11 protein-coding genes and 2 tRNA genes are annotated in these 19851 nt (G+C 67.9%); 11 read left to right on the top strand and 2 right to left on the bottom strand.

What is annotated here, in order from left to right; translation table 11 throughout:
• The first annotated feature begins 69 nt into the window (after positions 1 to 69).
• The 11 genes from Q8X39_RS19665 (at position 70) to ilvD (ending at position 15015) form a co-directional block, all read left to right on the top strand.
• Positions 70 to 145: transfer RNA gene (locus Q8X39_RS19665), tRNA-Trp, on the top strand.
• Between the two features lie 128 nt (positions 146 to 273).
• Positions 274 to 657, top strand: coding sequence for a preprotein translocase subunit SecE (gene secE, locus Q8X39_RS19660; protein WP_305751400.1), 384 nt, complete (start codon positions 274 to 276; stop codon positions 655 to 657).
• 58 nt (positions 658 to 715) lie between these two features.
• Positions 716 to 1291, top strand: a complete 576-nt coding sequence (nusG, locus tag Q8X39_RS19655; protein WP_305751397.1) for a transcription termination/antitermination protein NusG — start codon at positions 716 to 718, stop codon at positions 1289 to 1291.
• Positions 1292 to 1457: 166 nt separating this feature from the next.
• A complete protein-coding gene (rplK, locus tag Q8X39_RS19650) occupies positions 1458 to 1889 on the top strand; it encodes a 50S ribosomal protein L11 (protein ID WP_305751396.1) in 432 nt (143 codons plus the stop codon).
• 1 nt (position 1890) lies between these two features.
• Positions 1891 to 2604, top strand: a complete 714-nt coding sequence (gene rplA / locus Q8X39_RS19645) for a 50S ribosomal protein L1 (RefSeq protein ID WP_305751395.1) — start codon at positions 1891 to 1893, stop codon at positions 2602 to 2604.
• Between the two features lie 320 nt (positions 2605 to 2924).
• Positions 2925 to 3449 carry a 50S ribosomal protein L10 gene (gene rplJ / locus Q8X39_RS19640; protein ID WP_305751394.1) on the top strand — a complete coding sequence of 175 codons (525 nt, stop codon included), beginning with the start codon at positions 2925 to 2927 and terminating at the stop codon, positions 3447 to 3449.
• 39 nt (positions 3450 to 3488) lie between these two features.
• A complete protein-coding gene (rplL, locus tag Q8X39_RS19635; RefSeq protein WP_305751393.1) occupies positions 3489 to 3869 on the top strand; it encodes a 50S ribosomal protein L7/L12 in 381 nt (126 codons plus the stop codon).
• Positions 3870 to 4216: 347 nt separating this feature from the next.
• Positions 4217 to 8344 carry a DNA-directed RNA polymerase subunit beta gene (gene rpoB / locus Q8X39_RS19630; RefSeq protein ID WP_305751392.1) on the top strand — a complete coding sequence of 1376 codons (4128 nt, stop codon included), beginning with the start codon at positions 4217 to 4219 and terminating at the stop codon, positions 8342 to 8344.
• A gap of 22 nt (positions 8345 to 8366) precedes the next feature.
• Positions 8367 to 12578, top strand: a complete 4212-nt coding sequence (gene rpoC, locus Q8X39_RS19625) for a DNA-directed RNA polymerase subunit beta' (protein WP_305751391.1) — start codon at positions 8367 to 8369, stop codon at positions 12576 to 12578.
• A 129-nt stretch (positions 12579 to 12707) separates the two neighbouring features.
• A tRNA-Met gene (locus Q8X39_RS19620) sits at positions 12708 to 12784 on the top strand.
• Between the two features lie 371 nt (positions 12785 to 13155).
• Positions 13156 to 15015: a dihydroxy-acid dehydratase gene (ilvD, locus tag Q8X39_RS19615; RefSeq protein WP_305751390.1), complete on the top strand. Its 1860-nt coding sequence runs from the start codon at positions 13156 to 13158 to the stop codon at positions 15013 to 15015.
• A gap of 49 nt (positions 15016 to 15064) precedes the next feature.
• Here the strand turns inward: ilvD and Q8X39_RS19610 are convergent, their stop codons facing one another.
• On the bottom strand, positions 15065 to 16750 hold the full coding sequence (locus tag Q8X39_RS19610) for a substrate-binding domain-containing protein (RefSeq protein WP_305751389.1): 1686 nt from the start codon (positions 16748 to 16750) through the stop codon (positions 15065 to 15067).
• Positions 16747 to 19797 carry an FtsZ/tubulin family protein gene (locus tag Q8X39_RS19605; protein WP_305751388.1) on the bottom strand — a complete coding sequence of 1017 codons (3051 nt, stop codon included), beginning with the start codon at positions 19795 to 19797 and terminating at the stop codon, positions 16747 to 16749. The genes Q8X39_RS19610 and Q8X39_RS19605 overlap by 4 nt, the downstream gene beginning before the upstream one ends.
• Between the last annotated feature and the right edge of the window lie 54 nt (positions 19798 to 19851).

The following is a 19851-nucleotide window of genomic DNA, read 5'->3' as shown; positions in this document are numbered from 1 at the left end:
CCGTGAAGGCGGCCGCACCGTCGGTGCCGGCGTCGTTGCGAAGATCATCGAGTAAACAGAGTCGGCCGCAGGGGTATAGCTCAATTGGCAGAGCGTCGGTCTCCAAAACCGAAGGTTGGGGGTTCGATTCCCTCTGCCCCTGCCAAGCCCGCCGATTGATCTGGCGGGTTGCCACCCGACTCAAACGAGGCCCGCGGGACGTCTACGCCCCGGCGGGCTTTGCTGCTGATGGCTGTGGTCACCGTGATCGCTCTGCCAGACCGTTGGAATCACATGTCCAGTCAAGAAGTCGAAACCGTCTCCACCGGCGCTGACAAGGCCAAGCTGGCCGTCGCGGCGGTGTTGGTCGTCGGCGCGATCGTGGCCTTCTACGCCTTGAGCAAGCAGGGTTCACTGGCCCAGTGGGCGGCGCTGCTGGTGTTGCTCGGTGCGGCTGTGGCCACCTTCTTCACGGCCGAGCAGGGCAAGGCGCTCATCGCCTACGGTCGCGAGTCGGCCCGCGAGCTGCGCAAGGTCGTCTGGCCGACCCGCAAGGAAGCAGGCCAGATGACGGCTTACGTGTTTGCCTTCGTCGTCGTGATGGCGCTGTTCTTGTGGTTCACCGACAAGACGCTGGAGTGGCTGTTCTACGACCTGATCCTCGGCTGGAAGCGCTGATCGGCATCCGCCGACTGCCGACGCTTGCCGCCACCTCAAAAGACCAGGGACTCCCGCGATGACCGACACCCCTTCCAGCGCTCCGACCGCTCCTGCCGCCAGCCCGCTGCGCTGGTTTGTCGTGCATGCCTATTCGGGCATGGAGAAGGCCGTCGAGCGCAACCTGCGCGAGCGCATCGAGCGTTCGGGCATGCAGTCGAAGTTCGGCCGCATCCTCGTGCCGACCGAAGAGGTCGTCGAGATGAAGAACGGCAAGAAGGCGGTCACCGAGCGCCGCTTCTTCCCGGGCTACGTGCTGGTCGAGATGCTGATGGACGACGAATCCTGGCACCTCGTCAAGAACACCAGCAAGGTCACCGGCTTCGTGGGCGGCGCCAAGAACCGGCCGACCCCGATCTCGGAAGACGAGGTCATGAAGATCGTCAGCCAGATGCAGGAAGGCATCGAGAAGCCCCGGCCCAAGGTCGAGTGGGAGGTTGGCGAGGTGGTCCGGGTCAAGGAAGGTCCGTTCACCGACTTCAATGCCTCCATCGAAGAGGTCAACTACGACAAGAACAAGCTGCGCGTCTCGGTGACCATCTTCGGTCGCGCGACGCCGGTCGAGCTCGACTTCCATCAGGTCGAGAAGGTCTGAGTCAGGCCTGAGTTTTCTCGGTTCCAGGCGTGAAGGACCCGTCGCCTGGGGTTGATCCACACAACGGGTCCATGACGAGGAGCTGCCGGCTCCTCGGTCCGCAAGCCACACGCGCTGGGGCAGGTCGGGACTGAAGAGCCGGGGCGTTCGCACTCGAGGAGCCATCATGGCAAAGAAAATCGTCGGCTACATCAAGCTGCAAGTGCCGGCCGGCAAGGCCAATCCGTCGCCCCCGATCGGCCCGGCGCTGGGTCAGCGCGGTCTGAACATCATGGAGTTCTGCAAGGCGTTCAACGCGCAGACCCAAGGCATGGAACCGGGCCTCAAGCTGCCGGTGATCATCACCGCCTTCGCCGACAAGTCGTTCACCTTCATCCTCAAGAGCCCGCCCGCCACGGTGCTGCTCAAGAAGGCCGCCAAGATCGAGAAGGGCTCTGCTCGCCCCCACGTCGAGAAGGTTGCCAAGCTGACCCGCGCTCAGCTGGAAGAGATCGCCAAGATCAAGGTCAAGGACCTCACGGCCGCGAACATGGACGCTGCGGTCAAGACCATCGCGGGTTCGGCCCGGTCGATGGGCATCAACGTGGAAGGGGTCTGACATGGCCAAGTTGACGAAGCGCCAGAAGGCGCAGCAGGGCAAGATCGAGTCGACCAAGCTCTACGCCATCGAAGACGCGATCACGCTGGTCAAGGAATTCGCGGCCGCCAAGTTCGACGAGTCGATCGACGTGGCCGTGCAGCTGGGCGTGGACGCCAAGAAGTCTGACCAGGTCGTGCGTGGTGCGGTCGTGATGCCCAACGGCACCGGCAAGACCAAGCGCGTTGCCGTCTTTGCCCAGGGCGCCAAGGCTGAAGAAGCCAAGGCCGCTGGCGCCGACATCGTCGGCATGGACGACCTGGCGGCTGAAGTGAAGAACGGCGTCATCAACTTCGACGTCGTGATCGCCTCTCCGGACGCGATGCGCGTGGTGGGTCAGCTGGGCCAGATCCTGGGCCCGCGCGGCCTGATGCCGAACCCGAAGGTCGGCACCGTGACCCCGGACGTCGCCACCGCCGTCCGGAATGCCAAGGCTGGCCAGGTCCAGTACCGCGTCGACAAGGCCGGCATCATCCACGGCACGATCGGCCGTCGCTCGTTCGACAGCGACAAGCTCAAGGGCAACCTGCAAGCCCTGCTGGATGCGCTGAACAAGTCCAAGCCGGCAACCAGCAAGGGTGTCTACCTGCGCAAGGTGGCGGTGTCCTCGACGATGGGTGTGGGTGTCCGCGTGGACGTCAGCAGCATCACGTCGGGCATGTCGGCCCAGAGCTGATCGAGCTTGAATGATCTCGGGGCTGCACGAGTCTGGTGCAGTCCCGGCAAGGATTGGTGGGCTGCCGGGCAGCGTCTCGCGACGCCAGCCGGCAGGCCATCCAAGACCGCTGGTGCAGGGCGACGGCCCCGCTTAATCGAACGCCGATCGGGGGCATGCCTCCGGGGTGCGTCAACCAGCGCAGATGGCGGTCCCGCCGCAAGGGTTTTCGTGTGAGGGTCTCGACCCTCTCGGGTTCCTGAACGGCAAGGTCGCTGAAACCGGTGCGGACCGGCTGGGGGCGCAAGTCCCCGACGGCCCGCGTTTTGAAGGAGTGGACCTTGAGTCTCAATCGCAACGAGAAAGCTGCCGTTGTCGAGGAAGTGCAGGCCCAGGCGGCCAAGGCACAGACCTTGACGGTGGCCGAGTACCGTGGCCTCACCGTCGCTCATCTGGATGCCCTGCGCAAGACCGCGCGCGAGAAGGGTGTGTATCTTCACGTGCTGAAGAACACGCTGGCTCGCCGTGCCGTCGCAGGCACCCAGTTTGAAGTGGCCGAGGCCCAATTCGTCGGTCCGCTGATCTACGGCTTCTCCGAAGACGCCGTCGCGGCGGCCAAAGTCATTTCCGACTTTGCCAAGACGAACGACAAGCTGGTGATCAAGGGTGGTGCATTCGGCGGCAAGGTGCTGGACGTCAATGGCGTCAAGGCCCTGGCCAACGTGCCGAGCAAGGAAGTGCTGCTGTCCCAGCTGCTCGGCCTGCTGCAAACCCCCGTCTCCGGCCTGGCACGCGTGCTCGCCGAAGTGGCCAAGAAGCAGGGTGGCGGCGCCGAAGAGCCCGCTGCCGAAGCTGCGACGGCCTGACCCCCTCACACACGAATCAACCGAATTTAGGAGCCCAACATGGCTTTCGACAAAGACGCTTTCCTGGCTGCCCTGGACACCATGACCGTCCTGGAACTCAACGACCTGGTCAAGGCCGTTGAAGAGAAGTTCGGCGTGTCCGCCGCTGCTGTCGCCGTCGCCGGCGGTGGCGCTGCGGGTGGCGCTGCCGCCCCTGCCGCTGAAGAGAAGACCGAATTCAACGTCGTGCTGCTCGAAGCCGGCGCCAACAAGGTCTCGGTCATCAAGGCCGTGCGCGAACTGACGGGCCTGGGCCTGAAGGAAGCCAAGGACCTGGTCGACGGAGCTCCGAAGCCCGTCAAGGAAGGCATCGCCAAGGCCGACGCCGAAGCTGCCAAGAAGAAGCTCGAAGAAGCTGGCGCCAAGGCCGAACTCAAGTAATCCGGCGTGCGCGACGCGTCGCAACGCTGATTCGCTTGAAAGGCTGGTCCTCCGGGGCCAGCCTTTTCGTGTTTGTCGGCGCGATCCCGGGCAATGCCCCGGAGACCACCTGAAAACATCGCCGGGGCTATCCTCGACGGTCTTTTCAAGTGTTCTCTGAACCGACTGCGGAGAACCGGTTTGGTCGAGGTGGCGTGCAATGCGCCGTCTGTCCGCCAGCGGCTGGTAGTGGCCAGCCACCAAGCAACGGGCCGTCCCCCAATCCACCGGGACGTGCGCCCGCCCAGGCCAGTCGCCGAACGATGCATCGTCCTGGCCCGACGGTGGTGTTCGACACGGAGTGATAGATGGCGCAAGCTACCCCTTACAGCTACACCGAGCGCAAGCGTATCCGCAAGAGCTTCGGCAAGCGCGCGAGCGTGCTCAACGTCCCTTACCTGCTGACCATGCAGAAGGACAGCTACGTCGCCTTCCTGCAGAAGGACGTGCCCCCGAAGCAGCGCAAGCCTGAAGGCCTGCAGGCTGCCTTCCTCTCGGCGTTCCCGATCGTCTCGCACAACGGGTTCGTGGAGATGAAGTTCATCGAGTTCAACATCGCGAAACCGCCGTTCGACGTGCGGGAGTGCCAGCAACGTGGCCTCACCTTCGCGGCTGCGGTGCGTGCGCGCCTGCAGATGATCGTCTACGACCGCGAGGCTTCCACCAGCCAGTCCAAGGTCGTCAAGGAGATCAAGGAGCAGGAGGTCTACATGGGCGAAGTGCCGCTCATGACCGACTACGGCTCCTTCATCGTCAACGGCACCGAGCGTGTCATCGTCTCGCAGCTGCACCGCTCGCCGGGCGTGTTCTTCGAGCACGACAAGGGCAAGACCCACAGCTCGGGCAAGCTGCTGTTCAGCGCCCGGATCATTCCGTACCGCGGCTCCTGGCTGGACTTCGAGTTCGACCCGAAGGACATCCTCTACTTCCGCGTCGACCGCCGTCGCAAGATGCCGGTCACGATCCTGCTCAAGGCCATCGGCCTGAACCCCGAGCAGATCCTGGCGAACTTCTTCAAGTTCGACAATTTCCGCCTGATGGACAGCGGCGCCCAGATGGAGTTCGTCGCCGAACGCCTGAAGGGTGAAGTCGCGCGCTTCGACATCACCGACAAGAACGGCAACGTCGTCGTCGAGAAGGACAAGCGGATCACGGCCAAGCACATCCGCCAGCTCGACACCTCGGAGACCCAGCACGTCAGCGTGCCGGAAGACTTCCTGATCGGCCGTGTCGTGGCCCGCAACATGGTCGACCCGGACACCGGCGAGATCGTGGCCAAGGCCAACGAGGAAGTGACCGAGATGCTGCTCAAGAAGCTGCGCTCGGCCGGCATCAAGGACCTGCCCACGCTGTACACGAACGAGCTGAACCAGGGCGCCTTCATCAGCCAGACCCTGGCCAGCGACGAGACCGCCGACCAGCTGGCCGCGCGCGTGGCCATCTACCGCATGATGCGCCCCGGCGAGCCGCCGACCGAGGACGCGGTCGAAGCGCTGTTCAACCGCCTGTTCTACAGCGCCGACACCTACGACCTGTCGCGCGTGGGCCGCATGAAGTTCAACGCCCGCGTGGGCCGCGACGGCTCCGAAGGCGCGATGACGCTGTCCAACGCGGACATCCTCGACGTCGTCAAGATCCTGGTCGACCTGCGCAACGGCAACGGCGAGGTCGATGACATCGACCACCTCGGCAACCGTCGCGTGCGTTGCGTGGGCGAACTGGCCGAGAACCAGTACCGCTCGGGTCTCGCCCGCATCGAGAAGGCCGTCAAGGAGCGTCTGGGCCAGGCCGAGACCGAAGCCCTGATGCCTCACGACCTGATCAACTCCAAGCCGATCAGCGCGGCGCTCAAGGAGTTCTTCGGCGCGTCGCAGCTGTCGCAGTTCATGGACCAGACCAACCCGCTGTCCGAGATCACGCACAAGCGCCGCGTCTCGGCCCTGGGCCCGGGCGGTCTGACCCGCGAGCGCGCCGGCTTCGAAGTCCGTGACGTGCACCCGACCCACTACGGCCGTGTCTGCCCGATCGAGACGCCGGAAGGCCCGAACATCGGCCTGATCAACTCGCTGGCGCTGTTCGCACGCCTGAACGAGTACGGCTTCCTGGAGACCCCGTATCGCCGCGTGGTCGAAGGCCAGGCGACCTCGCAGATCGACTACCTGTCGGCCATCGAGGAAGGCAAGTACGTGATCGCGCAGGCCAACGCCAAGCTCGACACGGACAACAAGCTGATCGACGAGCTGGTGTCGGCCCGCGAGATGGGCGAATCGGTGCTGACCCAGCCCGAGCGCATCCAGTACATGGACGTGGCGCCGACGCAGATCGTGTCGGTGGCGGCCTCGCTGGTGCCCTTCCTGGAGCACGACGACGCGAACCGCGCGCTGATGGGCGCCAACATGCAGCGCCAGGCCGTGCCGGTGCTGCGTCCCGAGAAGGCCTTCGTCGGTACCGGTGTCGAGCGCGTCGCCGCGGTCGACTCGGGCACCGTCGTGACGGCCCGCCGGGGTGGCGTGGTGGACTACGTCGACACCAACCGCATCGTGATCCGCGTCAATGACGCGGAGACCGTGGCGGGCGAGGTCGGCGTCGACATCTACAACCTCATCAAGTACCACCGCTCGAACCAGAACACGAACATCCACCAGCGTCCGATCGTCAGCCGCGGCCACCAGGTCGGTGCCGGCGACGTGATCGCCGACGGTGCGTCGACCGACCTGGGCGAGCTCGCGCTCGGCCAGAACATGCTGGTCGCGTTCATGCCCTGGAACGGCTACAACTTCGAGGACTCGATCCTCATCAGCGAACGCGTCGTCGCCGAAGACCGCTACACCTCGATCCACATCGAGGAACTGGTGGTCATGGCGCGTGACACCAAGCTGGGCCCCGAGGACATCACCCGCGACATCCCGAACCTCAGCGAGCAGCAACTGGCTCGCCTGGACGAGTCGGGCATCGTCTACATCGGTGCCGAGGTCAACCCCGGCGACGTCCTGGTGGGCAAGGTCACGCCCAAGGGCGAGACCACGCTGACGCCGGAAGAGAAGCTGCTGCGCGCGATCTTCGGCGAGAAGGCGTCCGACGTGAAGGACACCTCGCTGCGCGTCGACCAGGGCACGCAGGGCACCGTCATCGACGTGCAGGTCTTCACCCGTGAAGGCATCCAGCGCGACAAGCGCGCTCAGCAGATCATCGACGACGAGCTCAAGCGCTTCCGCCTGGACCTCAACGACCAGCTGCGCATCGTCGAGGCCGACGCCTTCGACCGGATCGAGAAGCTGCTCAACGGCAAGGTCGCCAACGGCGGCCCGCGCAAGATCGCCAAGGGCACGGTCATCGACAAGGCCTACCTGGCCGACGTCGAGAAGTACCACTGGTTCGACATCCGCCCGGCCGAGGACGAGGTCGCCAACCAGCTCGAGTCGATCAAGAACTCGCTCGAGCAGACCCGCCACAGCTTCGACCTGGCCTTCGAGGAGAAGCGCAAGAAGCTGACGCAGGGCGACGAGCTGCCCGCCGGCGTGCTGAAGATGGTCAAGGTCTACCTGGCCGTCAAGCGTCGCCTGCAGCCCGGCGACAAGATGGCCGGCCGCCACGGCAACAAGGGCGTCGTCTCCAAGATCACCCCGATCGAGGACATGCCCTACATGGCCGACGGCACCCCCGCCGACATCGTGCTGAACCCGCTGGGCGTGCCCTCGCGGATGAACGTCGGTCAGGTGCTCGAAGTCCACCTGGGCTGGGCCGGCAAGGGCATCGGCCAGCGCATCGGCGACATGCTGCAGGAACAGGCCCGCGTGGCCGAGATCCGCAAGTTCATGGACGAGCTCTACAACCAGTCCGGCGGCAAGTCCGAGACGCTCGATGACCTGACCGACACGGAAGTGCTCGAGATGGCCTCGAACCTCGCCAAGGGCGTGCCGTTCGCGACGCCGGTCTTCGACGGTGCCAAGGAAGAAGAGATCCGCGGCATGCTGAAGCTGGCCTACCCGGACGACATCGCCGCGCGCAAGGGCCTGACCGCCACGCGCACGCAGGCCTGGCTGTGCGATGGCCGCACCGGCGAGCAGTTCGAGCGCCCGGTGACGGTCGGCTACATGCACGTGCTGAAGCTGCACCACCTGGTGGACGACAAGATGCACGCCCGTTCGACCGGCCCGTACTCGCTCGTCACCCAGCAGCCGCTGGGCGGCAAGGCGCAGTTCGGTGGCCAGCGCTTCGGTGAGATGGAAGTGTGGGCACTCGAAGCCTACGGCGCAGCCTACGTGCTGCAGGAAATGCTCACCGTGAAGTCCGACGACGTGAATGGCCGTACGAAGGTGTACGAGAACATCGTCAAGGGCGAGCACTCGATCGACGCGGGCATGCCCGAGTCGTTCAACGTGCTGGTGAAGGAAATCCGTTCGCTCGGCATCGACATCGAGCTCGAGCGCAACTAAGCACAGGGAATAGGAGAGCCCCATGAAAGGTTTGCTGGACCTGTTCAAGCAGTTCACCCCGGACGAGCACTTCGACGCGATCAAGATCGGGCTGGCTTCGCCCGAGAAGATCCGTTCGTGGTCGTTCGGCGAGGTGAAGAAGCCCGAGACCATCAACTACCGGACGTTCAAGCCCGAGCGTGACGGCCTGTTCTGCGCCAAGATCTTCGGCCCGATCAAGGACTACGAGTGCCTGTGCGGCAAGTACAAGCGCCTGAAGCACCGCGGCGTGATCTGCGAGAAGTGCGGCGTCGAAGTGACCCAGACCAAGGTCCGCCGTGACCGCATGGGTCACATCGACCTGGCCGCGCCTTGCGCGCACATCTGGTTCCTGAAGTCGCTGCCGTCGCGTCTGGGCCTGGTGCTCGACATGACGCTGCGCGACATCGAGCGCGTGCTGTATTTCGAGGCCTACGTGGTGACCGACCCCGGCATGACCCCGCTGAAGAAGTTCAGCATCATGTCCGAGGACGACTACGACACGAAGCGCCGCGAGTACGGTGACGAGTTCGTCGCGATGATGGGTGCCGAAGGCGTGCAGCAACTGCTCGCCGAGATGGACCTCGACATCGAGATCGACAAGCTCCGCAACGACATGACCGGCAGCGAGCTGAAGGTCAAGAAGAACTCCAAGCGCCTCAAGGTCATGGAGGCCTTCAAGAAGTCGGGCATCAAACCGAGCTGGATGGTCATGGACGTGCTGCCGGTGCTGCCGCCGGACCTGCGTCCGCTGGTGCCGCTGGACGGCGGCCGTTTCGCGACCTCCGACCTGAACGACCTCTATCGCCGCGTCATCAACCGGAACAACCGCCTGGCTCGACTGCTTGAGCTGAAGGCGCCGGAGATCATCGTGCGCAACGAGAAGCGCATGCTGCAGGAGGCCGTCGACTCGCTGCTCGACAACGGCCGCCGCGGCAAGGCCATGACCGGTGCGAACAAGCGCGCGCTGAAGTCGCTGGCCGACATGATCAAGGGCAAGAGCGGCCGCTTCCGCCAGAACCTGCTGGGCAAGCGCGTCGACTACTCGGGCCGTTCGGTCATCACCGTGGGCCCGACCCTCAAGCTGCACCAGTGCGGCCTGCCCAAGCTGATGGCGCTGGAACTGTTCAAGCCCTTCATCTTCTCGCGCCTCGAGGCAATGGGCATCGCCAGCACGATCAAGCAGGCGAAGAAGGAAGTCGAGTCCGGCACGCCGGTGGTCTGGGACATCCTTGAGGAAGTCATCAAGGAACACCCGATCCTGCTGAACCGCGCCCCGACGCTGCACCGCCTGGGCATCCAGGCCTTCGAGCCGGTGCTGATCGAGGGCAAGGCCATCCAGCTGCACCCGCTGGTCTGCGCCGCCTTCAACGCCGACTTCGACGGCGACCAGATGGCCGTCCACGTGCCGCTGTCGATCGAGGCGCAGATGGAAGCCCGCGCGCTGATGCTGGCCTCGAACAACGTGCTCTTCCCGGCCTCGGGCGAGCCGTCGATCGTGCCGTCGCAGGACGTGGTGCTGGGTCTGTACTACGCGACCCGCGAGCGCACCAACGGCAAGGGCGAAGGCCTGATCTTCTCGGACACCGTCGAGGTGCAGCGCGCGCTGGACAACAACGTGGTCGAGCTGACCACGCGCATCAGCGTGCGCCTGACCGAGTGGCTGCGCGACGAGGAGAACGGCGGCTTCACGCCCAAGACCACGCTCACGCACACCACCGTCGGCCGTGCGCTGCTCAGCGAGATCCTGCCCAAGGGCCTGCCCTTCAGCGTCATGAACAAGGCGCTGAAGAAGAAGGAGATCTCGCGGCTGATCAACACCGCCTTCCGCAAGTGCGGCCTGAAGGAGACCGTCGTCTTCGCCGACAAGCTGCTGCAGAGCGGCTTCCGGCTGGCCACCCGCGCGGGCATCTCGATCGCCATCGACGACATGCTCGTGCCCAAGCAGAAGGTCGAGCTGATCGAGCGCGCCGAGAACGAGGTCAAGGAGATCGAGCAGCAGTACGTCTCGGGCCTGGTGACCGCCGGCGAGCGCTACAACAAGGTCGTGGACATCTGGGGCAAGACCGGCGACGAGGTCGGCAAGGTCATGATGTCGCAGCTGTCCAAGGAAAAGGTGCTCGACCGCAACGGCAAGCAGGTGGACCAGGAGTCGTTCAACTCCATCTACATGATGGCCGACTCGGGCGCCCGCGGCTCCGCTGCCCAGATCCGCCAGCTCGCCGGCATGCGCGGCCTGATGGCCAAGCCTGACGGCTCGATCATCGAGACGCCGATCACCGCGAACTTCCGCGAAGGCCTGAACGTTCTCCAGTACTTCATCTCGACCCACGGCGCCCGCAAGGGCTTGGCGGACACCGCGCTGAAGACGGCGAACTCCGGCTACCTGACGCGTCGCCTGGTCGACGTGACCCAGGACCTGGTGGTCACCGAGGACGACTGCGGCACCGACCACGGCATCAACATGCGCGCGCTGGTCGAGGGCGGCGAGGTCATCGAATCGCTGCGCGACCGCATCCTCGGCCGCGTGACCGCGATCGACGTCATCCACCCCGAGACCCAGGAAACCCTGCTGGTCGCGGGCAAGATGCTCGACGAGGACGCGATGGACGTGCTCGAGGCCGCCGGCGTCGACGAGGTCAAGGTCCGCACCCCGCTGACCTGCGCCACGCGCTACGGCCTGTGCGCCAAGTGCTACGGCCGTGACCTGGGTCGCGGCGGCGTGGTCAACACCGGCGAAGCCGTCGGCGTGATCGCGGCACAGTCGATCGGCGAGCCGGGCACCCAGCTGACGATGCGGACCTTCCACATCGGCGGCGCGGCCTCCCGTGCGGCGGTGGCGTCGAGTGTCGACGCCAAGTCGGACGGCATCATCGGCTTCAACAGCACGATGCGCTACGTCACCAACGCCAAGGGCGAGCTGGTGGTCATCTCGCGTTCCGGCGAGATCGTCATCACCGACCCGCACGGCCGCGAGCGCGAGCGCCACAAGGTGCCGTACGGCGCGATCCTGAACGTCAAGCCCGACCAGACCATCAAGGCTGGCACCGTGCTGGGCAACTGGGACCCGCTGACCCGCCCCATCATCACGGAATTCGCCGGTCACCTGACCTTCGAGAACGTGGAAGAGGGCGTGACGGTCGCCAAGCAGGTCGACGAGGTCACGGGCCTGTCGACGCTGGTGGTGATCGACCCGAAGCGCCGTGGCGCCGCCAAGGTCGTGCGTCCGCAGGTCAAGCTGCTGGACGTCAGCGGCCAGGAGATCAAGATCCCCGGCACCGACCACTCGGTGACGATCGGCTTCCCGATCGGCGCGCTGATCCAGGTCCGCGACGGCCAGGACGTCATGCCCGGCGAGGTGCTGGCCCGCATCCCGGTCGAAGGTCAGAAGACCCGCGACATCACCGGCGGTCTGCCCCGCGTGGCCGAGCTGTTCGAGGCCCGTTCGCCCAAGGACAAGGGCATCCTGGCCGAGATCACCGGCACGGTGTCCTTCGGCAAGGAGACCAAGGGCAAGGTGCGCCTGCAGATCACCGATCCGGACGGCAAGGTCTACGAAGAGCTGGTGCCCAAGGAAAAGAACATCCTGGTGCACGAAGGCCAGGTGGTGAACAAGGGCGAATCGATCGTCGACGGTCCGGCCGATCCGCAGGACATCCTGCGCCTGCTGGGTGTCGAGGAACTGGCGCGCTACATCGTCGACGAGGTCCAGGACGTCTACCGGCTCCAGGGCGTGAAGATCAACGACAAGCACATCGAGGTGATCGTTCGCCAGATGCTGCGCCGCGTCCAGATCACCAACTCGGGCGACTCGACCTACATCGTGGGCGAGCAGGTCGAGCGCTCGGAGCTGTTCGACACCAACGACCGCCTGCGTGGCGAAGGCAAGCTGCCGGCGACCTACGCCGACGTGCTGCTGGGCATCACCAAGGCCTCGCTGTCGACCGACTCGTTCATCTCGGCCGCTTCCTTCCAGGAAACGACCCGGGTGCTGACCGAGGCGGCCATCATGGGCAAGCGTGACGAGCTGCGTGGCCTGAAGGAGAACGTGATCGTCGGTCGCCTGATCCCCGCCGGCACCGGCCTGGCCTACCACCAGGCTCGCAAGGCCAAGGACGAGATGGACGACCAGGAACGTCGCCTGATCGCCATGCAGGAAGCGCAGGACGCGCTGGCTGCCGTCGACGCCGCCGCAGCGGGCGACGTGGCCGAATAAGCCACCTCGACCCGAGCAGCCGATCGCCCGATCGGCTGCGTCCGGAAGGGCCGCTCACGTGGCCCTTTTTCTTTTTCTCCGATAAAGCTTGCGTGGTGCAACGCAACAAGTCATAATAACTTTCTCAGTCGCGGAGTGGAGCAGTCTGGTAGCTCGTTGGGCTCATAACCCAAAGGTCGCAGGTTCAAATCCTGCCTCCGCAACCAAAGAATTACCGCAAAAGTAAACGTGAAGAGCCCGCCCCGTGCGGGCTTTTTGCATTTCTGCGCCGCCACGCTTTCTCCGTCCGATTCATTCATCCGATCCAGCCGATCCATTTGTCGTGGCCTCGGTCCTCAGCACCGCTGGGGCGGTCCTCCGAAGGGAGATCGGAGATGGGGACAGGAGATGGGGACGGGTGAGGGAGAGGGCGGGGTCCGCAGGCTGCCGATGGGTGCTTGGCATGGGGCCAGCGCGGGAGCGCTGGCCGGGATGTTTTGCAGATAATCCGCAGCCTGTTTTCAGGTGCGCAAACGATCGCTCATCCCGAGCGCCTCCGCCCTGCACGACCCACCGCCCAACGAACGGAAGAATCCGGATGCCAGCCTATCGCTCGAAGACCTCCACCGCCGGCCGCAACATGGCGGGTGCCCGCTCGCTGTGGCGGGCCACCGGGATGAAGGACGACGACTTCAGCAAGCCGATCATCGCGATCGCCAACTCCTTCACCCAGTTCGTGCCGGGCCATGTGCACCTGAAGGACCTGGGCCAGCTGGTCGCGCGCGAGATCGAGGCCGTCGGCGGCGTCGCCAAGGAGTTCAACACCATCGCCGTGGATGACGGCATCGCGATGGGCCACGACGGCATGCTGTATTCGCTGCCCAGCCGCGACATCATTGCGGACTCGGTCGAGTACATGGTCAACGCCCACTGCGCCGACGCGCTGGTGTGCATCTCCAACTGCGACAAGATCACGCCCGGGATGCTGATGGCCGCGATGCGCCTGAACATCCCCGTCGTGTTCGTCTCCGGTGGCCCGATGGAAGCCGGCAAGGTGCGCCTGGCGGTGCCGGGCACGCAGACCGTGCAGATCAGGAAACTGGACCTGATCGACGCCATGGTGATGGCCGCCGACAGCCAGGTCAGCGACGCCGACCTGGCCGAGGTCGAACGCTCGGCCTGCCCGACCTGCGGTTCCTGCTCGGGCATGTTCACCGCCAACTCGATGAACTGCCTGACCGAGGCGCTGGGCCTGTCGCTGCCTGGCAATGGCACCGTGGTGGCCACCCACGCCGACCGCGAGGACCTGTTCAAGCGCGCCGGCCGCCTCGCCGTCGAGCTGTGCCACCGCTACTACGAGCAGGACGATGCCAGCGTGCTGCCGCGCGCGATCGGCAAGAAGGCCTTCGAGAACGCGATGACGCTGGACATCGCCATGGGCGGCTCGACCAACACGATCCTGCACATCCTGGCCACCGCCCAGGAAGCCGGTATCGACTTCGACATGACCGACATCGACCGCCTGTCGCGCGACGTGCCGCAGCTGTGCAAGGTCGCGCCCAACACGAACAAGTACCACATCGAGGACGTGCACCGCGCCGGCGGGATCATGGCGATCCTGGGCGAGCTGGACCGCGCGGGCAAGCTGCACACCGACGTGCCGACGGTGCATGCGCCCACCATGAAGGACGCGCTCGACGCCTGGGACATCGCCCGCAACCCGTCCGAGGCGGTGCAGACCTTCTACAAGGCCGGCCCGGCCGGCATCCCGACCCAGGTCGCCTTCAGCCAGGCCACCCGCTGGCCCAGCCTGGACACCGACCGCGCCGAGGGCTGCATCCGCGCCGCAGAGCACGCCTTCTCGAAGGAAGGCGGCCTGGCCGTGCTGCGCGGCAACATCGCGCTGGACGGCTGCGTGGTCAAGACCGCCGGCGTCGATGACAGCCTGATGGTCTTCGAGGGCCCGGCCCACGTGGTCGAAAGCCAGGACGAGGCCGTCGAGCACATCCTGGCCGACCAGGTGAAGGCCGGCGACGTCGTGGTGGTGCGCTACGAAGGCCCGAAGGGTGGCCCGGGCATGCAGGAAATGCTCTACCCGACCAGCTACATCAAGTCCAAGGGCCTGGGCAAGGCCTGCGCGCTGCTGACCGACGGCCGCTTCTCCGGCGGCACCTCGGGCCTCTCGATCGGGCATTGCTCGCCGGAAGCGGCGGCCGGTGGCGCGATCGGGCTGGTGCGCCAGGGCGACCGCATCCGCATCGACATCCCCAACCGCACGATCAACGTGCTGGTGAGCGACGCCGAACTGGCCGCCCGCCGGGCCGAGCAGGATGCCCAGGGCTGGAAGCCCGTGCTGCCGCGTCCGCGCAAGGTCTCGGCCGCGCTGAAGGCCTACGCCCTGCTGGCGACCTCGGCCGACAAGGGCGCCGTGCGCGACCTGTCGCTGCTGGGCGACTGAAACGGCCTTGCGGCCACCGACCCGGCCTGCCTGGCCGGGTCGACCCCACTCACTCGCAGCGCACCGGCGCCGGTGCCTTGACGTCGGCCGAGGTCAGCCAGACCTCGACGCGGCGGTTGCGCTCGCGGCCGGCTGGCGTGTCGTTGGCGGCCACCGGGGCGACCGGTCCGAAGCCGTGCACCACGGCCGGACGCACGCCATAGGTGGCCAGTTCGCGGCCAACCGCGTCGGCGCGCTGCTGCGACAGCCGGGTGTTGGCGCAGTCGCCGCCGGTCTTGTCCGCGAAGCCCAGCAGCAGCACGCGCTCGTTCTGGCGGGCGCGGCCTTCGAGCAGCTTGACGATCCGGTCCAGGTCACGACGGGCCTTGTTGTCGAGCTGGTCACCGCCGGAGACGAAGCGCAGGTTGACCGACAGGCGGCTCGCCTTGCCGGTCAGTGCCGTGTAGACCGACGGCAGGTCGGCGGCCGGCGATGCGGCGGTCGATTCGGCGGTGTCGGGGACCTGGCCGATGAAGCCCTGGGCGTCGGCGACGCGTTGGGCCTCGTCGGAGACCGCGTAGTTGGCGAAGCGGCGGGCCAGCTCGCTGGCCTGCGGGCTGACGTAGAGGAACAGGCGACGCGACAGCGGGTAGTCCTCGGTCGCGACCGTGAAGCGGCTTGGCCGCAGCGGCGCGGCGCTGCCATCGGAGATGGCCACCGCGCGGGCGTTGCGCACGTAGGGCAGGCCGGCGAAGCCGATCGCCTGCGGGTCCAGCGAGACCGCGTCCGACAGCTCGGCGCTGTCCTCGAAGCGGCGGGCCGACGCCAGCAGCTTCTCCTTGCCCATCACCAGTGACTTGAAGGTGTCCCAGGTGCCCGACTTGTCGTCGCGGGCCAGCACGTGGATCGGACCGGCCGGGCCACCGACCGCCGACCAGTCGCTGATCTGGCCGGTGTAGATGCCGCGCAGCTGCTCCAGGCTCAGGCGCGGCACGGTGTTGCCGCCGTGGACCAGCACGGCCACGCCGTCGAGCGCGATGACGTGCTCGCTGCCGGCCTTGGACAGATCGCCCAGCGTCTGCGTGGCCTCCAGCTCGTCCTTCTTGATCGGCCGCGAGGCCATGCCCACGTCGGCCTGGCCGGCGGCCAGGTCGGTGAAGGCGGTGGCGGTGCCGTGCGCGTGCAGCTGCACCTCGACGCTGGCCTTGCCGTCGGCGCTGCGCGCGAACAGGCGGCTCTCGTCGGGCTTGGCGCCGGCCTCCTGGCGCAGTTCCGGGTAGCCCTGCTGGGCCAGGAAGTTCGCCAGCAGCGCCGGCGCGAGCTTCGCGCCGACGGTGTTCGAGCCGTGGATGCGCAGCACCTGCTGGCCGGCGGCCGGCACGACCCGCGAGGCCGGTGCGCCACCGGGCGCGGCGGCGGTCGCGGCTGCGGTGATGCCGGCCAGCGCGCCGCCCGCGGCGACGGTCGCGGCCGACACCGGACGGGCCGACTCGACGCTGCGCGTGAACCACCAGGCACCCAGCGCGATGAGCAGGGCCAGGCCCAGCAGCGCGGCCATCACCCCAGGCTGGCGCATGACGCCCGTGCCAGCGGCCGTGCCGCCGCCGCTGGCGGTCGGCAGCAAGCTGGCGCCGCAACCGGGGCAGCGGCTGTCGGCGCCCTTCATGGGCAGGGGCGTGCGCGCGGCGGCGTGGCTGCAGGCGCTGGGCAGGTTGGTGCAGATGCCGCGTGCAGCGGCGGTTGTTTCGGTGGTCATGCGGTGGGGTCCTGTCGGAGGATCTTCATGGCGGTCCGGGCGGCGTCGTGCCAGGCACGCGGTGGCTCGGTCGGTGATGTGGAAGCCGGGTCGGCGGCGCGGGCATCGGCCGCGTCGACGCGCTGCTGCACCACGCAGCGGATGCGGTCGATCGCGGCGGCGTCGGGCGCCGTGGCCTGGAGCGTGTCGAGCACGCGGTCGAACAGCGGGCCGAGGATCAGCCCGGCGTGCCCTTGCGCCGCTGCCGCCAGGCTGTCGCCCAGCACGCTGCGCGACAGCTCGAAGCCATCGCCGTCGCGGCGCACGTGGACCAGCTGAGCGCCTGACGAGGAGGCGACCCACTCGACCACGCCCAGCGCATCGGCCAGCAGCAGCGCGGCGCGGGTGCGTTCGCGCAGGCGGGCTTCGCCCGGCGCCACCAGATCCGGCGCGGCGACGCGGACATCGAGCTGCAACGGGCGCAGCGCGCTGCCGAGCTGGCGGTGCAGGCCCTCGCGCGACTGCTGCAGCGCCTGGACCTGCCGCCAGCGGTCCAGCCGGGCGATCGGCTGCACCCGCCAGGCGAGCAGCGCCGAGCCGGCATCGACCCGCAGCGCGTCGCCGGGCATGGGCAGCAGTTCGGCCAGCGCCGCCGCGGGCATGGCCTCGGTCGGCGCGGCGACATCGGACGGGCTGGCCTCGGACGCCGCGGCGTCGGCGGCACCGCCATCGGCCGGCCGGACCGGGCGCAACAGCCCGTCCACCAGCGCCTGCGGCCACAGCCAGTGGGTGCCGGCGAGCGGGTCCGGCGACGTGACCTGCCCCAGGCCTTCCTCGGACTCGGGTTGCGGCGTCAGCCAGACCGCGCAGCCGGCGCGCAGCGCACGCAGGTCGCGTTCGCGGCGCGCCGGCTGGGCCGCCCAGCGGCGACCGATGGCGCGCCAGCCGTCGTCGGCGATCTCCTGCAGCGCGGCCGCCGGCAGGCGCGCATGGCACAGGGCCAGCAGCGCCGACTGGCTGTCCGATGCCTCCAGCCAGGCGGCCAGCGTGCGGAAGCCGGGCCGATCGCCCCAGCCCTGGAAGGCCGCCGGGCGGATCTCCGCCAGGTGCTCGCGCAGCACGGCCGGATCGGTCACCAGCCGGCCCCGGTGCAGCGCCAGCAGCTCGCGGGTCTCCAGGCGCTGGCCGGGTTGCAGCGCGGGCATGTCGTCGATGCCGGCGCGGACATCGGCAGGTGCGGCCGGGCTGGCCGGCGGCAGGCTGGCGCTGGCATCGCGGTCGGCCGTCTGGGCCAGCGCGCCGAGCGACATCTCGCAGGCGTCGACCAGGTCCTGCAGCACGGTGAACTGGGTTTCCAGCTGGTCGCAGAAGCGTCGCGCGGCATCCAGCCGCAGGGCCTGGGTGCGGGCCAGCGCGGCGTCGCGCATCAGGTAGGCCAGCGCTTCCAGCTCGGCCACGCTGCGGCGCGGCCTGGCCAGGCGTGACCACAGGCCGGTCGAGGCGGCGGGCAGCTGCGCCTGCAAGGCGGCATCCCGCTGGGCGGCCTGTTCCTCGCGGCCCTGACGCTGCTCGCCGAAGGTCTGCGCGGCCTGGCGGACATGGGCCAGCACCAGCGACAGCAGCTGACCGCCGCCGTGCAGCGAACGCTTGCCGTCACGCCAGTCCAGCCACAGCGCGCGCTCGACCCGCTGGCGCACGGCGACCGCGCGGCGCTGCAGCGTGGCCTCGTCCGGCCTGAAGGCGGCCGCGATGCCGACGCCCCGGAAACGCGACCGTTCGGCCTCGGCCATCAGCCGGGGAAGCTGCACCAGGCGCTCGGCCGGATCGGCCAGTTCGAGCAGGCCCAGCGCATGCACGGTCAGGGCCTGCCAGTCCTGCTCGACCGAGCCCGGCGGCTCATCGGCGGCCTCGATCTCGGCCATGCCCGCAGCCAGGCTCAGGTGCTCGGGCGACAGGCCCCAGTCGGCCAGCTGCTCGTCCTGCAGGCGCGCTTCGCGTTCGACCAGCGAGGCGCTGGCCACGTAGCCCAGGGCCGGTCGCCAGTGGTCGTAGCGCAGCTGGTGGGCCAGCCGCAGCAGCAGCTCATGGCCGAGGTGCCGGGCGATGCCGGCGACGTCGCAACGCACCTGCGCCTGGCCCCAGGCGACGAAGCGGGCGCGGGTCGGGATCGGTGTTTCCGCCTGCCAGCCGCCGGGTGCCAGCACGGCGTCCGGCTGGCGCAGCAGCAGTTCGAGCAGGCCGGCGAGCGGCTCGGCCGGCGCGACATCGGCCGGGCGCGCGCGGCCGGTCTCGTCGACCGGGCTGGAAAGCCAGCAGCGGTCGAAGGCGGGCAAGCCGGCCAGCACGCCGCTGGCGTCGCCACCGGCCAGCGTCTCGGGCCATGGCCGGCCGTCGGCCAGGGCCTGCAGTTCCTGCAGCACGGTGGCGGCCTGGGCCTGCGCGCCGGTGTCGTCGCCGTCGGGCAGCGTGGCGTGCAGGTGCAGCGGCGTGCCCGGCGGCAGGTGCAGGCGCAGCAGGGCCAGCACGTCGACCAGCAGGCCGGCGGCAACGGCATCGCCGAGCCCGGCGACGACGTGGCAGATCCAGGCCGGACGTGACGGGTCGACGGACCCGCAAGGCGTGGTGGATCCGGACGGGTCATCGGCGCCAGGGCCCGCGTCCTGCCCGGCCAGGTCGATCGCGCGTTGCAGCAGCGCCAGCACCTCGCCATGTCGGGCCGCCAGCGTGTGACGCCAGATCGCGCGGCCGCCCGGCTGCCAGGCCTGCGGCATGCGCGTGGCCTGTTGCCAGGCCGCCTGCATCGGCTCGATCCAGGACGTCAGCGCGCCGTCGCGGTCCCAGGTCCGGCGCAGGTCCGGGCGGGCCTGCATCAGCGCCTTCAGCTCGTCGATGCCGGCCTGCAGTCCGAGCCAGCCGGCGTCGCCGTGCCGGTCCGGACCGGCGGCCTCGATGCAGCAGGCCACCTGCGCCTTCGACGCGCCATTCCCGGCCGTCCGGCGCGATTCCAGGGCGACGAGCGCCTCGGCTCCGACGCCACCTAGTGCCACCAGCAAGTGCTTCATGTCCATCCGTGCTTCCATCAGGCTGCGCAGTCTGGACGGCGGTCTTCCGACGCTCGTGAC

It is taken from the genome of Leptothrix discophora, from assembly GCF_030705305.1.
GTDB classification, from domain to species: domain Bacteria; phylum Pseudomonadota; class Gammaproteobacteria; order Burkholderiales; family Burkholderiaceae_C; genus Sphaerotilus; species Sphaerotilus discophorus.
This window is presented reverse-complemented; position numbering and strand designations above follow the sequence as displayed.

Coding starts and splice junctions, on each gene's coding strand:
- rpoB (WP_305751392.1), top strand. CDS start 4,217: ATGGCGCAAGCTACCCCTTACAGCTACACCGAGCGCAAGCGTATCCGC.
- rpoC (WP_305751391.1), top strand. CDS start 8,367: ATGAAAGGTTTGCTGGACCTGTTCAAGCAGTTCACCCCGGACGAGCAC.
- secE (WP_305751400.1), top strand. CDS start 274: ATGTCCAGTCAAGAAGTCGAAACCGTCTCCACCGGCGCTGACAAGGCC.
- rplL (WP_305751393.1), top strand. CDS start 3,489: ATGGCTTTCGACAAAGACGCTTTCCTGGCTGCCCTGGACACCATGACC.
- Q8X39_RS19610 (WP_305751389.1), bottom strand. CDS start 16,750: ATGACCACCGAAACAACCGCCGCTGCACGCGGCATCTGCACCAACCTG.
- ilvD (WP_305751390.1), top strand. CDS start 13,156: ATGCCAGCCTATCGCTCGAAGACCTCCACCGCCGGCCGCAACATGGCG.
- nusG (WP_305751397.1), top strand. CDS start 716: ATGACCGACACCCCTTCCAGCGCTCCGACCGCTCCTGCCGCCAGCCCG.
- Q8X39_RS19605 (WP_305751388.1), bottom strand. CDS start 19,797: ATGGACATGAAGCACTTGCTGGTGGCACTAGGTGGCGTCGGAGCCGAG.
- rplK (WP_305751396.1), top strand. CDS start 1,458: ATGGCAAAGAAAATCGTCGGCTACATCAAGCTGCAAGTGCCGGCCGGC.
- rplA (WP_305751395.1), top strand. CDS start 1,891: ATGGCCAAGTTGACGAAGCGCCAGAAGGCGCAGCAGGGCAAGATCGAG.